The following is a 13,766-nucleotide window of genomic DNA, read 5'->3' on the forward strand; positions in this document are numbered from 1 at the left end:
TGCCCCTGTTTACTGTTTAACGAGGTTATGATCAGAAAAATTTTACTCGCCGCCTCATTAGCGGCAGCCAATATTTGTATGGCACAGAAGGAAATAGTATTTGCGGTGAAGGAATTGCCTGCTTATCACCCGCAGGGTAGCAATATATACCTTGCCGGCTCTTTCAATGGCTGGAACCCGGCCGATGATCACTATAAATTTATAAAAGACAAGGAAGGGCACTATTCATTAAAAGTATTACTGTCTGCCGGTAAGTATGAATATAAAATTACCCGTGGTGACTGGGATAAAGTAGAAACGGATAAGTCCGGCGCCAATCTTACCAACCGCAGCCTGGAAGTGCAGGATAATGTAACCGTTCCTTTATCCGTTACCGAATGGGCGGACAGGTTCCCGGCAGTTAAAGCTAAAAGTACGGCCAGCAAAAATGTACAGGTACTGGATACCGCCTTCCTGATCCCGCAGTTAAAGCGTACCCGCCGCATCACCGTTTATTTACCGGCGAGTTATGCAACGGATCCTAAAAAGAAATACCCGGTGCTGTATATGCAGGACGGGCAGAACCTGTTTGATGAGGCCACTGCTTTTTCAGGTGAATGGGGTGTAGATGAACACCTGGATACGCAAACCTTTAAGGAATGTATTGTAGTGGGCATTGACCACGGGAATACCAAAAGGTTAACAGAATATAACCCTTACAATAATGAACGTTTTGGCGAAGGGGAGGGTAAAGCCTATGTTGAGTTCCTCGCCAAAACCTTAAAACCTTTCATTGATAAAAACTTCCGCACCTTAAAAAGCAGGGAGAAGACCTTTGTAGCAGGTAGCTCTATGGGCGGGCTGATCTCCTTATATGCTGTAATGGCTTATCCTAAAGTGTTCGGGGCGGCAGGTGTTTTTTCACCTGCTTTTCATGTAGCCGGTGAACAATTGTTGAAAGATATAGAAGCGGAACCTTTTAAACAGGATATACGTTTATTCTTTTATGCCGGTCGTATGGAGAGTGATAACCTGGTGACCGAAGTAACCAAGGTTGCCGACAAATTAAGGACCCACGATAATATCCGTATCTCCACCCTGGTTTCCGATTATGGCAAACATACCGAAGCTGACTGGCGGAAGGCTTTCCCGGAGTTTTATTATTGGTTAATGCGCTAACACAGATGATGGCTGTTGAAACAGGAAAGTAATAACTGAATTTATGCCCAGGACGGAGGTTACTATAAAAGTTTTTACTAAGTTTATTATATGCGAACCAACCTGTCACTAACCATTCAACTTAATACACCCTGCCATGAGGACTGGGAAAAGATGGATGAGCTTGAAAAAGGACGATTTTGTAAAGCCTGTAATAAAGAAGTAATTGATTTTACCGGTTATTCTGATAAAGCGTTGCAAAACTTCTTTTTAAAACATCCTATTCTTGTTTGCGGAAGATTTACCAAAGAACAAACTGGTAAAGCATTATATTTTAATGAAGCCGGACGAAAAAAAACAGACCTGGTTGCCACCCTTGCTGCCTCTGTTTTAACATTCTCCACTATTTCGGCCAATGCTGCCCCTGCTCCTTTATTCAATACACCGCTGGTGAACGCTGTCTCGCATCATGAACATGTTATGGGGACGCAAAATGATTCTACTATTATTAGCGGGAGTATTACGGATGTCATGGGAGCGCCCTTACAACATGCTACTGTTTTTTTCGAAGGTAAAAAATACATGACGGATGAAGAAGGTAGGTTCCGTGTAGTATTGTCTTCTTCGGAGGCTGTAAAAGGTGTATTTATATTTTCGTATGGAGGTTTTGTTAACGAAGTAAGGAATTATAACCCGGTGATGGGTTCTACTAATTTTTTCATCCGGTTGCGAAAAGAGGCTGACCCCTCATCATTCGTGAAGGGAATGCCTTCTATTCTACTTAATTTTCCGGATTTAATAGTACCTCAATTGTTTAAAAAGGATAAGCTTAGCGATGATGGGATAATGGTGCTGGCAGAGTTGGCAAATACTTTACGTCATTTCCCAGCTGTTGCGGTTAATATCAATACACAGTATTATCAATCAAAAAAAGAAGCTTTGGAGAAAGCAAAAAAACTGAAGCATTATTTAGTTGAAAAAGAAGGTGTTTCGGAAGACCGTTTACTGATTAAGGAACCGAAAAGGGTGAATACCAAAAAAGAGGCGGATATAATATTGTTTACGGCAAATGATGAATAAACCTATTATTCCATCTAAAGACAATAAACGAAATAAATTTCCCAGCCTGTAAAATTAAGCCGGGAAATTTACTTTATAATTGATCTATTGTTTTTGATAGGTTTCTTTTATCAGGTTGCTGTCCTCGTCTCTGTAAGTTACTACCAGGTAAGTACAGTCAAAGCTTTCAATATTGGAAAAACCGCCATTCAGTCTTAATGATCTCCCGGATACATCCCAGGTGCCGCTTTCGTTATTACCGGGCACACAGCTTACGCCGGCGTCGGTATAAATAAAGGTTTTATCTGCTTTCAGTTCGTTGATATCGTCCAGCTCACAAGGCTCATAAATATCTCTTAATACGTCAATCTCGTTACTGCCTTGCAGTAATTTGGCGGCTACGATCTTGTATTTACCGGCAATGGCCGTTACGGTCAGCTCACATTCTTTATCCTCATCCTCGCCGGAGTTTTTTTTACAGGCGGTGAACAGCAATCCGGTTAATAACAGCAGGCTGATTAGTTGCATGTTGATTTGCATGGTCTTTTTTATGATACATCGTAATGCCTGGACTAATGTCATCAGCGGAGAATAATATTATTTTGATCTCCATAAGTGGCTGTTGGTTGCCCGCGGTTACAGGTATATAATAAACATTCGACCCCTACGGGGTCGCAGATTGGTATGCTGAGAGATTGTTATTAATATATTATCCCTCCGGAATAAAGGAATTGTATGTCGTATAGTGAGGAGCAGTATTACCTGATGCCAGCGGTATCATAAATTTATAGGAACAGATAGAAAACGAATTTTCGACCCCGTAGGGGTCGCATACCAGTATTGTTGTTTTACAAATGATGGGTCGAATAATACCGCAGAGGTACGCAGAGGTTTTTCACAGAGGGACACGGAGTTTTATCTGTTAATATAGGAAATAGTGTTTTGGTTGTTTGTTGATGCCAGCGACATCATAAATTTATAGGAATAGATAGAAAACGAGTTTTCGCCCCCGTAGGGGTCGCATACCAGTATTGTTGTTTTACAAATGATGGGTTGAATAATGCCACATCGGTACACAGAGGTTTTTTAGATGGACACGGCGTTTTATCCGTTAGAAGAGGAAATGGTGTTTTGGTTGTTTGCTGATGCCAGCGACATCATAAATTTATAGGAATAGATAGAAAACGAGTTTTCGACCCCGTAGGGGTCGCATACCAGCGTTGTTGTTTTATAAATGATGGGTTGAATAATGCCACAGAGATACGCAGAGGTTTTTCACAGAGTGACACGGAGTTTCATTCGTTAAAAAGGGAATGGTGGTTGTAGTTTGGTTGCCTGATGCCAGCGGCATCTAATGTTATTAGGACATATGTGGCGAAATGAGTTTCGACCCCGTAGGGGTCGCATATCGGTGTTGTTGTATAACAATATTATAGTATAGCGGTTATTTATCCAGAAGGAATTGCTTCATACGATTGGTTTAAAAATGTTGCCTGCCCTTAATTATGTATATAGCTCAAAGGCTGCACCGCTTAGGCGGAAATATTTTGCAGGGTGGTAATGGGTGCGGGCAAAAATATTGCAGACGGGCGGTGGACTGCTGATGAACAGCGATATGCAGCCGACAGCCCCAGGTTATAAAACCCGGTAACAAACACCTTCCAGCGCCAGGTGTGAATTGGGGAATACTTCACGGGCCTCGGTTTCGAACTCGTCCAGCGTATCATATTTGCTGCTGAAATGACCCATCAATAGTTTTTTTACCCCTGCTTTTTGGGCAATGGTAGCAGCCTGGCGGGTAGTGCTGTGAAAACGGAACTGGGCCAGGTCGCGGAGATGATCGAGATAGGTGGTCTCATGATAGATCATATCGAAGCCGGCAATATGTGGTAACAGGCTTTCATCGTATTTGGTATCGGCACAGAAGGCATAACTTTTGGGAGCAGGCGGATCGGCCGTTAAGACGGCGTTGGGAATAACGGTGTTATCCGGGGTAATATAGTCCTTGCCGGCTTTAAGGGATGCGTAAAAGCTATGCGGTACCTGTAGGGCCTGCACTTTATCAATCAGTAATTTGCGGGGTGCAGGTTTTTCGGCAAAGGAAAAACCATAACATTCAATACGGTGATTGGTACGGAAACATTTAACGGTACATTGTTCATCATCTACCAATATACCTTCGTTGCGGATGGTGTGAAAATGGATGTCGAAGGACATATGGTTATCGGCCACTTTTAATTGCAGTTCGATCAGTTGCTGTAAAGGAGCAGGGCCATACACATGCAGGTCCTGTTTACGGCCTAACAGGCTGAAGGAGTTGATGAGGCCGATCAGGCCAAAATAATGGTCGCCATGCAAATGGGAGATGAAGATACGCGATATTTTACTGCGCCTGATCTTGTAATTGATCAGCTGTATCTGTGTGCCTTCGCCACAGTCCACCATAAAATTATCATTGTTCAGGCTAACAATCTGGCTGGTAGGGTGCCGGTCAAAAGCGGGTACAGCGGAATTATTGCCAAGTATGGTTACAGCTAACATGTGTTAAAGATAATACGAATGCCGTTTTTTTGCTAAAGACCGGTAAATATGTTTTTTTGCTGCACCGGCTGCCGTAATTATTTAAAGATACTTTGGTTATAGGAGTTTGTGCTGGGCCGCCACTTTCAGCAGTTGCTGGGTATTGTTTACATTCAGTTTTTGCATCAGGTTTTTACGGTGTGTTTCCACGGTGTAGGGGCTCAGGAAAAGTTTTTCGGCTATCTGGGGGCCATTCATGCCTTCATGTAAAAGGACGATGATCTCTTTTTCCCGCCGGGTGAGTACCGGCGTGCTGTGTATGGCTTCGGATACGGTTTTGAACTGTTCCAGTAATTTCTGGTTGGCCGATTTACTCAGGAATATTTTATTGTCCATGACCTCGTCAATGGCTGTCAGCAGTTCATCCCTTTCCATATTTTTCAGCAAATAACCGTTACCGCCTTTGGCTAAAAACTGGGTGATGATACCGGCTTCATTGGTGGAGGTGAGGCCGATTATTTTTACCTGTTTATTTTTTTTACGGATGGTATCGCATAGTTCCAGGCCGTCAATATCGGGTAAATTGATGTCTAGCAGGATAATATCGGGAGAACCGTTTTCGAGGTACCGGAGGGCTTGCCTGCCTGTGCCCAGGCTGGCATCTATCTGCACATAATTCACATCTTTCAGCATCATGGCAACGCCGCCGCTTACTAAAGGATGATCATCAATAATAACCAGTTTAATCATGGTACAACACTATGCCATGAAAGTACACCGAAAATTGTTCGGATGCTAGTATAACCGGTAAAAACTTTTATCGTATTGTTGGGAGAACAGTTGTTAGTCGTTAATTAAAAAATCCATCATCACGGTAGTGCCTACTTCCTGCTGCGAGTCGATGGATAACTGGCCGTTGAGGTAGGTTACCCGGCTTTTAACCGATTCAAGGCCGATGCCGTTTTGTACATCCCCGGCTTCGGTGTTAAAACCACGGCCATTGTCTTCTACGGTAACTGACAGGCGGTTCCCGTCTTTGTTGAACTGCAGGATGGCTTCGGTGGCATGCGCATGTTTGATGATATTATTCAACAACTCCTGTACAATGCGGTATAACATGATCTCGGTAGATGGGTTCAGTCTTTTATCCATACCATATACCTGCAGGTTGGTATGTAACAAACGGCCGGCATTAATACTGCTGCATAGTTCCTGTACTGCCGGTATCAGTCCTATTTTGATCAATACTTCCGGCATCATATTGTGGGCAATACGGCGCACTTCCTCCGAAGCGGTGTTGACCAATTCATAACTTTTAATAAAAGCGGCATTTTGTGCCAGGGCTTCCTGCTCGTGCTGCAGGCTGCTGAAATGCATTTTTACGGTGGAGAATAAACCGCCCAAGCCATCGTGCAGGTCTTTGGCAATACGGGTGCGTTCGGTCTCCTGCCCGTTGATCATACTTTGCATACTCACTACCTGTTGCTGTTGTTGCAGGAACAGGATATGTTGCTGCTGTTGTTCATTATCTTTTTGAATAAGTAGTTGTTTCTGCTTGCTGTTTTTGTATAAAAAGAAAAGTAACAGCAAAACAACGCCGGCAATGGCGCCGCCTGTAATGAGCCATTTATTACGTTGTAAGATCTTTATCCGGTTAAGGGAATTGGTCAATGTTAATTCGGTAATGGCTTTTTCTTTTAACTGGTTCTGGTATTTGCCTTCCAGGAAATTCAGTTCGTTGGTTTTAGCCTTGTTGTAAATACTGTCGGCCAGGATATTGGCCATGGCATAAAAATCTGCAGCCTGTTGGTGAGATCCCTGTTTATAATAACTATTGGCCAGTAGTTTGCTGAGCTCCAGTTCCTGGTCGGTCAGTTGTTCGGCTTTACTTAACGTATAGGCCGGTAATAAATGACTGATGGCGGCACCGGTATTGTTTTGCTGTAGCTGTGCATTACCCAGCTTACTTTGTATAAAAACGATCTGCCGGTTATCTTCCAGTTGTTGTGCTTTTTCCAGTGCCCGGGTATAAAAGCTAATAGCGGCCGGTATATTTTTATTATAACTAAGTTCATAATCGCCCTGCATATAAGCGGCCATATATTCCCCATCCAGTTTTTGGGCAACACTTAAATTAGTTGCAGCTAACAGTGTTGTGAGTTTACTGATCGTTTTTTTTATACTATCCTGGTTGCGGGTATAACTGTAAATATCATAAAACTGTGAATAGGCGGTCAGTTGCAGCGGTGCTTTCAGGCTGTCAAATATTTGTTCTACTTTTTGTGCATATTCAATGGCTTTATCCGGCATTTTAAGGCTCAGGTAATCGGTAGAGAGGTTAATATAGACAGTGCCGAGGTTGGTATAGTTCAGGGGGGGGTGCTGTTCCACCAGTTCCAGTGCCTGCAAGCGGTATTCCAGTGCGGTTTTGAAATCGCCGTTGACCGTGTAGATGCTGCCTATATTGGAGAGCAACATCATTTTTACTTTGTTACGCTGGTTGTTATCCTTCAGGTTTCCGGCAGCGGTGAAAGCTGTATTAAAAGCATCTAGCGCACCGGGCCAGTTATTGTTGCTTTTGTAAAAGTTGCCGGCAATATTATAGCCCTGTATCTGCAGGGTAGGGTATTGCTGTATGGCCGGCAGTTTTTTTATACTGTCCAGTACCCGGAATCCCTGTTCGGTGGCCAGTTTATGGTTTAATAAATAGTTCACCCATTTTAAAGCGCCATAGATACGGATGCTGTCATTCTTTTCTGTCCGGAAACTGTTCACCAGGCTGTCCTCGTTGAGAGTTTGGGCTTTAAGTGTATATAACTGCACGCTTAAAAAAAACAAGGCGAGGCAGGTGGTTAAACGGCGTGGGCTCATGTAAATTTTATTAATGAATAAAAGTAGCCATTCTATCCACTTTTTTATTACTTGAATTCAGGTATTTTTCCGGCTGTTTTTTCAACCGGTTCAAGTATAGTTACCGGCACCTGTTGATGTTAGGTTTGCTTTATCGCAAAACAAACACTGACATGAAAAAAACGGGGATCATTGGTATCGGGCTGACACTCCTGTTACCTGTTATACTGACGGCACAGGATAATGCCGGCAACAAAGCCGGCCGGCTTTCACCCAAAGAATTTTCCATCCCGCCTTCACCTGTATTTGATTTAATGGGGGTAACACCATCACAGATCAACAGGACATCGGATATTAAAGATTTTAAAGTGGACTGGTCCTTTAAGGACTGGAAGCTGAATCCCAACCTGGCCATACAATCGCAGCCTGTGTGGGAAATATTTTATAACCGTAAGAACCTGGATCGCTACCAGCAGGCATCGGCATTTATGCGGAAGCTGGCCTCCATTGATGTATCGGTAGGTACAGTACAAAACGAGGAAAGTGACCGCCGGATAGGCTTTGCGGTAAAGATGAATATCATCCGGCAAAAAGACCCTTTAATGGCCACCGAATTATACGAGGATATCGGCAGCCGTTTTACTGATGAAAAAGCACAATTGTTACAACAGTTAAAAGAACTGGAAATAAAACTGGATACAACAAAAAATATATTAGAAAAGCCGGATTTAAGAAACCAGATCGCAGCAACCCGCGAAACATTACTTTCCCTGAATGCCAGGCGAAACGAAGAGATCAATAGCCGGGCCGCCATATTTGTTACCGAGCACTGGAATGCCGCTTCGCTGGATATAGCTTTTGGCCGTGTATATACTTACCAGACAGACAGCGCCGGGTCGTTAAGAAAACTGCGCCTTAACCGCAATACAGGGATGGGGCTTTGGCTGAACGGCGGCTTTCCGCTGGGTAAAAAAATCATGGTATCGGGCCTGGCCCGCATTACCCAGTACGATGAGCAGATTGATTTTTTGTTGAGAGACCGTAACACCCTGGAAGAAACAAATGAAACAGCAGTGGCGGAGAATAATATTTATTCTTTAGGGATTAACCTGCGTTATGGCAGTCCTGTGTACAGCTTTTTTGCCGAGTTCTTACACGAGCGAAAATCGACCCGGTCGGCAGTAGCAGCTTTACAAAAAACATTTGACGAACCTGCGGATAGGGAGATCGTCAGTTCTTCGGTTAACTGGACCGTATTACACCCCAATAACCTCACCATTGGTGGCGACTGGCGTATTGGCAAGAACCTGATGATCAATTATGGTATGCGCTGGGTATTTGATAACAAAGGCAAGACACAGGCCTTTATTCCCGTGGCCGGGGTTTCCTGTATGATGCGGTAATTTTTTAAAACTTAAACCTTAAATAAGACGACTATGAAATCAAAGTTAGTATGGAGTATGGCAGCGGCCGCTGTTCTTTCGGGGGTAGTTGCCGGCAGCAGCCAGGCACAGGTAAAGCCAGTGGTAAATAAAAGGCTGGCAACACCGGCTTTGCAGAAACAGTTTTTAAATCCCCGTATTCAGCCGCAGACAGCTCAAAACCTTCAAAAGAAAGAAGCTTTGCTGAACTCTTTTAAATTCAAAGGCCAACCGGTGAAAGTAGGATCGGGCCTGGCTGTGAAAGGTAGCGAGTTTAAAACGGTGAGAAATGGCAGAACCGTGGAAGTTGTACCCAATGATGGCAACCTGGGCGTACAGGAATCGGAAGGCACCTCCAGTACTGTAAGTGATAACGGTTCAGTTTGTACGGTACAACAGGTAACCTTAACAGCCGGCTTTAATGAATTGAATTTACTGGAACCCTCGGCTGCAGAAATATGGCCGGGCCGGATCATTAATATCTCTTCGATGGATGAAGGCTCTTACCAGAGTTTTAACGGTTATACCAGCAGGAAGGACCTGAGTATTGCCCTGATCGCCGCCGGTACTTCCAGGGCGCCTATCATGAAAACAATCCCCGGTACGGGTGTTACCCAGGGCGCTGTTATTGAGAAGGTAAATGAAATTAAAAACTCTTTTGGCAGTAATCCTTTTGGCAGCCAGGGCTGGATGTTCGAGGATATTCAATACTCCAATATGGAACAGTTTTCTATTGAGGCCGGTTTAGGCGTTATGGCCACACCCATTAACCTGGATATCAGGGCCACATCGGGGGCCGGTAACGGCGTAAAGAAGAACAAGATCGTGTTGAAATTTTTAAGAGATGCTTTTACCGTTAAAGTGGATAATGACCTCAGCGATGTGGTGGTGGCCGATAACCTCTCTGTCAACGCCGGTATTATTGCTACGGTTACCTATGGTTCTTTTGGTATTGTGGAAATTGAATCCGACTCTTCTTACAGTACCATAGAAGCTACGCTGAATGCGGCTTTCCAGGCTTCGCCAACAACTGCTATTGATGCAAATATGACAATGGAACAAAAGCAGACCATGAGCAGTATGTCCATTAAAGGTATTTTTAAAGGGGTGGATGGTAACCAGAGTCTCCGTAACAGCCTTACCTTAGATGGTGTGCGCCGGATACTGACCAATGAAGTAACCGACTTTTCGGCCACTACACCGGTAGTACCTATTGCCTTTGGCATTAAATCATTAAAAACCGGTGAAACCATGATGCTGAGAACCACCATGACCTACCCCCGCAGGAATTGTGTACCCCTGCCTGAAACACCGGCTGATATTAAAGTGCGTATAAAGATGATCGCTTTTACCTGTCCTACAGTGAATGACGGCTTTAGCAGTGATGAAGATATTTATGGAAAAATAATTGTGACCAATGGCAGTAAAACCGTTGATGTATGGAACAAACCACTATCGGCCAATGTAAAAGTAAAAGAATCGGTACGGCCTTCGGATGACGGCGCTTATTCGCTGAACGGACGGGCTACGGATTTTGTATTTACCATGCCCACAGATGCCGCCTCCTTGGCGAGGAACGAGATAACCGTGCGGGTGGAATTATACGATGAAGAATGGAATAAAGGCGTGCCTTACGAGTTCAGAACCATACGTATAAAACACAAGGATATTTACAGTGTACTGAAAAGCCCGACAACCGCGCCTGCGAGTATTGACTGGGATGCTACTGAAGGTATGTTTAAACTGGTGACCAATGAAAAAGGCAATACCAATAAAATTGTGACCTGGTTTGATGTGTTTGAAGAGTAGTAGTTAATTAACATTCTTTTTTACCGGTATAAAAGGACTGTTTCCTGATGGAGGCGGTCCTTTTGTTTTTGGATGTGCCGATCTGCCGGGATAATAATTTGCTAAACTTTTGTAATGCTTTTTTGTTACTAACGCAAACTATCGTTTGGTTCCTTAATTTTGCTCCCTGCTATGGATTGTACAACAACAAAGCTATCATTTAAACAAACCGGCTATTTCTCAGCCATTGTTAACGATTATTTGCAAAATGCTGAGGCTTTACAACCTTTTTATGCCGCACGTCCGGATGTGGAGGGGGTTAAACAGGCTATTGCCAACCGGCAGGCTTTTGCAACTGACCGTAAGGCTTTGTTAACCGGCTTGCAGCAACAGTATAAAGGTTTGAATAAAACCGTTGAACTCGAGAAAAACCTGGAGTTGTTGTTACAGCCTACTACCTTCACTATTACCACGGCACACCAGCCCAATATATTTACAGGTCCTTTATATTTCTTATATAAAATCATACATGCTATCCGTTTAGCTGATAGCTGTAAGACCATATTTCCCGAATACGATTTTGTACCGGTTTATTATATGGGCAGCGAAGATGCTGACCTGGATGAATTGGGGCATTATTTTATTGATGAAAAAAAATACAGCTGGGAAACCGGGCAAACCGGGGCTGTGGGTAAAATGATCGTTGATGATGCTTTACTGGGCTTACTGGAAGAAACGGCCAGCCAGGTAGGTGTAGAACCATTCGGTAAGGAGATCATTGATATTTTAAGAGCTGCATATAAAAAAGGAGAGACCATCCAGCAGGCAACACTGTCATTGGTGAATACCTTATTCGGCCGTTTTGGCCTGGTGGTACTAATTCCCGATAATCCTGTATTTAAACAACTGCTGATCCCTGTATTTAAAGATGATCTTTACCAGCAAAGCGCTTTACCCCTGGTAGAAGAAACCGGTAAACGTTTACAGGAGGCCGGTTATAAAGAGCAGGCGCATCCGCGTGCTGTTAATCTTTTTTACCTGGCTGATGGTATCAGGAACAGGATTGAAACAACGGAAAAAGGATTCAGCGTAGTAGATACCGATCTGCAGTTCACCGGTGAGGCCATGTTGCAGGAGCTGGAACAACACCCGGAAAGGTTTAGCCCGAACGTTATATTGCGTGGTATTATGCAGGAAACGGTATTGCCCAATATCCTGTTTGTAGGTGGTGGGGGAGAGCTGGCCTATTGGTTGCAACTGCAGGGCGTATTTGCACATTATAAAGTGCCTTTCCCTATACTGTTGTTACGGAACTCTTTTTTGATATTTGATAAAGAACAGCGAAAAAAAATAGAGAAGCTTGGCCTGGAAGATGCGGATATATTTTTACCCGAAACGGCGTTGCTGAACAAGCTGGTAAAAGGTGATACGGCACATGAATTGAGCCTGGCCAATGCAATAGAAAAAATTAAAGCGCAATACCAGTCCATTAAACAGCAGGCAGCAGCTATTGATGTTACATTGACCAGGCATGTAGAAGCCCTGCAGACAATAGCCCTGCAAAAGATAGAAAAGCTGGAGAAAAAAATGTTACGTGCCGAAAAACGTAAATTTGATACTACCAAACAGCAGATCAGTCAACTTAAAAAAGCACTTTTCCCTCATCATAACTTACAGGAAAGAGTAGAGAATTTTATTTCCTTCTACGCACGGCATGGCGAAGCGTTTATCCTGCAGCTGAACCAGCATTCACCTGCCCTGGAAAGTGAATTTGTATTACTGCAAATAGACTAACACTATTGCTGAATATAACTCTGTAAATGATCGATGGTCTCCTTCTGGGCCAGGATGGTTTCCTTTACCACATCACTCATAGAAATAATACCTGCCAGCCGGTCATTATCAAATACCGGCATATAACGTATATGCTGATCGGTCATCAGTTGCATACAATGTTCAATACTGTCATTGGGTGAAACCCGGGGCAGGTCATCGGACATGATATCTGCAACCTTTGTTTCTGAAGAATTCCTGCCTTTCAGAATCACTTTGCGGGAATAGTCACGTTCGGTCATAATGCCCAGGTAGTTACCCTCCTTTAATATTACTACCGACCCGATATTATTTTCGGCCATTAATGTCAGGGCATCTACTACAGAGGTATCGGGGCTAACAGTGGCTAGCTGACTGCCTTTGCGGGATAAAACAGCGGCAACTTTTTTCATATAACAATCAGGTTTAGTTAACTGAATATACTGAAAACTTGGGTAAGAATAAATAAAATTGCATAACGGGGACAGAGATGGCTTGGTGTTCTGGTTTTCTGTGCTTAGATTATTGAATATTAATTACTTGTAAAGTGTCTTAGTATTCGGGGCTATTTCAGGTTAGTGCCTTTGCTCCTCTATTATTGTTTCCTTACTTAGCTTTTGCTGTATTTTGTCCAGGTTGTTTTTAAGCCCCTGGATCAGGGGCGCCCATCTGTGGTCTTTTTGTAAGGGATTAAAACATTCATTTGAAGATATTTCATATATATTATGAAATTGAGCGTTAAATACTACTTTGTTTAAATTCTCAAAAGCTTTATCTACATCATTTATTTTAGTGAAACAACATGCTGCATTCAGTCTGTGTTTTACTTTTCCTTTGTTGTTATTTAAGGTAAATGCAGAAAAGTATAACAAGGCGGCGTCGGAATATTTTTTGTTTTTGTAGTAGGTGTCAGCTTTGCTTGTTAAAGTGTCATAGCAGTCTGCACATTTCCCATTTTCTAAAGTACGTTCAAACAAAACTTCTCCCGTTTCCTTACTTTTAAGAATGACATAGGGCGATACATCATTAGGTTTATTCTTAAAAATATCATAACTGTCTCTCGGAACAGTGTCACATAATGAAATTCCATTTGCCCGGCCCTTTGTTTTTGGAGCAAGCAATATAATAGATAATAGCAAAAGCAGCCTTATTTCTGATATGTATAAAAGCATTGTTAAG

Annotated in this window: 11 protein-coding genes; 5 read left to right on the top strand and 6 right to left on the bottom strand. The window is 43.1% G+C overall.

Translation table 11 applies throughout. The features are described 5' to 3' along the window. The first annotated feature begins 27 nt into the window (after positions 1-27). Positions 28-1,158: an alpha/beta hydrolase-fold protein gene (locus tag ACFS6H_RS13780; protein WP_386099825.1), complete on the top strand. Its 1,131-nt coding sequence runs from the start codon at positions 28-30 to the stop codon at positions 1,156-1,158. Positions 1,159-1,311: 153 nt separating this feature from the next. Further along, the gene (locus ACFS6H_RS13785; RefSeq protein ID WP_386099828.1) at positions 1,312-2,217 is read left to right on the top strand and encodes a hypothetical protein; all 906 of its coding nucleotides are present in this window, start codon (positions 1,312-1,314) and stop codon (positions 2,215-2,217) included. An 84-nt stretch (positions 2,218-2,301) separates the two neighbouring features. Here the strand turns inward: ACFS6H_RS13785 and ACFS6H_RS13790 are convergent, their stop codons facing one another. The 4 genes from ACFS6H_RS13790 to ACFS6H_RS13805 all read right to left on the bottom strand — a co-directional run bounded on the left by ACFS6H_RS13790 (position 2,302) and on the right by ACFS6H_RS13805 (position 7,587). Next, positions 2,302-2,724 carry a lipocalin family protein gene (locus ACFS6H_RS13790; protein ID WP_386099831.1) on the bottom strand — a complete coding sequence of 141 codons (423 nt, stop codon included), beginning with the start codon at positions 2,722-2,724 and terminating at the stop codon, positions 2,302-2,304. Between the two features lie 1,107 nt (positions 2,725-3,831). After that, positions 3,832-4,737, bottom strand: a complete 906-nt coding sequence (locus tag ACFS6H_RS13795; protein ID WP_386099834.1) for a ribonuclease Z — start codon at positions 4,735-4,737, stop codon at positions 3,832-3,834. Positions 4,738-4,833: 96 nt separating this feature from the next. Further along, positions 4,834-5,466 (bottom strand): response regulator, encoded by a 633-nt coding sequence (locus ACFS6H_RS13800; RefSeq protein ID WP_386099837.1) that lies wholly within the window; start codon positions 5,464-5,466, stop codon positions 4,834-4,836. Positions 5,467-5,559: 93 nt separating this feature from the next. Further along, complete coding sequence (locus ACFS6H_RS13805; RefSeq protein WP_386099840.1) at positions 5,560-7,587, bottom strand: tetratricopeptide repeat-containing sensor histidine kinase; 2,028 nt, start codon at positions 7,585-7,587, stop codon at positions 5,560-5,562. 152 nt (positions 7,588-7,739) lie between these two features. Between ACFS6H_RS13805 and ACFS6H_RS13810 the strand changes: the two genes are divergently transcribed. From ACFS6H_RS13810 to bshC, 3 genes are all read left to right on the top strand, one after another. Further along, complete coding sequence (locus ACFS6H_RS13810) at positions 7,740-8,969, top strand: hypothetical protein (protein ID WP_386099843.1); 1,230 nt, start codon at positions 7,740-7,742, stop codon at positions 8,967-8,969. Between the two features lie 33 nt (positions 8,970-9,002). After that, complete coding sequence (locus ACFS6H_RS13815; RefSeq protein WP_386099846.1) at positions 9,003-10,796, top strand: thiol-activated cytolysin family protein; 1,794 nt, start codon at positions 9,003-9,005, stop codon at positions 10,794-10,796. 171 nt (positions 10,797-10,967) lie between these two features. Then, the gene (bshC, locus tag ACFS6H_RS13820; RefSeq protein WP_386099849.1) at positions 10,968-12,569 is read left to right on the top strand and encodes a bacillithiol biosynthesis cysteine-adding enzyme BshC; all 1,602 of its coding nucleotides are present in this window, start codon (positions 10,968-10,970) and stop codon (positions 12,567-12,569) included. A gap of 2 nt (positions 12,570-12,571) precedes the next feature. On the opposite strand, the gene ACFS6H_RS13825 is transcribed toward bshC, so the two are convergent. Continuing rightward, the gene (locus ACFS6H_RS13825) at positions 12,572-13,000 is read right to left on the bottom strand and encodes a CBS domain-containing protein (RefSeq protein WP_386099852.1); all 429 of its coding nucleotides are present in this window, start codon (positions 12,998-13,000) and stop codon (positions 12,572-12,574) included. A 162-nt stretch (positions 13,001-13,162) separates the two neighbouring features. Further along, on the bottom strand, positions 13,163-13,759 hold the full coding sequence (locus tag ACFS6H_RS13830; RefSeq protein ID WP_386099855.1) for a hypothetical protein: 597 nt from the start codon (positions 13,757-13,759) through the stop codon (positions 13,163-13,165). Positions 13,760-13,766: the final 7 nt, after the last annotated feature.

The sequence above is a fragment of the Terrimonas rubra genome, from assembly GCF_042686025.1.
Classification (GTDB): domain Bacteria; phylum Bacteroidota; class Bacteroidia; order Chitinophagales; family Chitinophagaceae; genus Terrimonas; species Terrimonas rubra.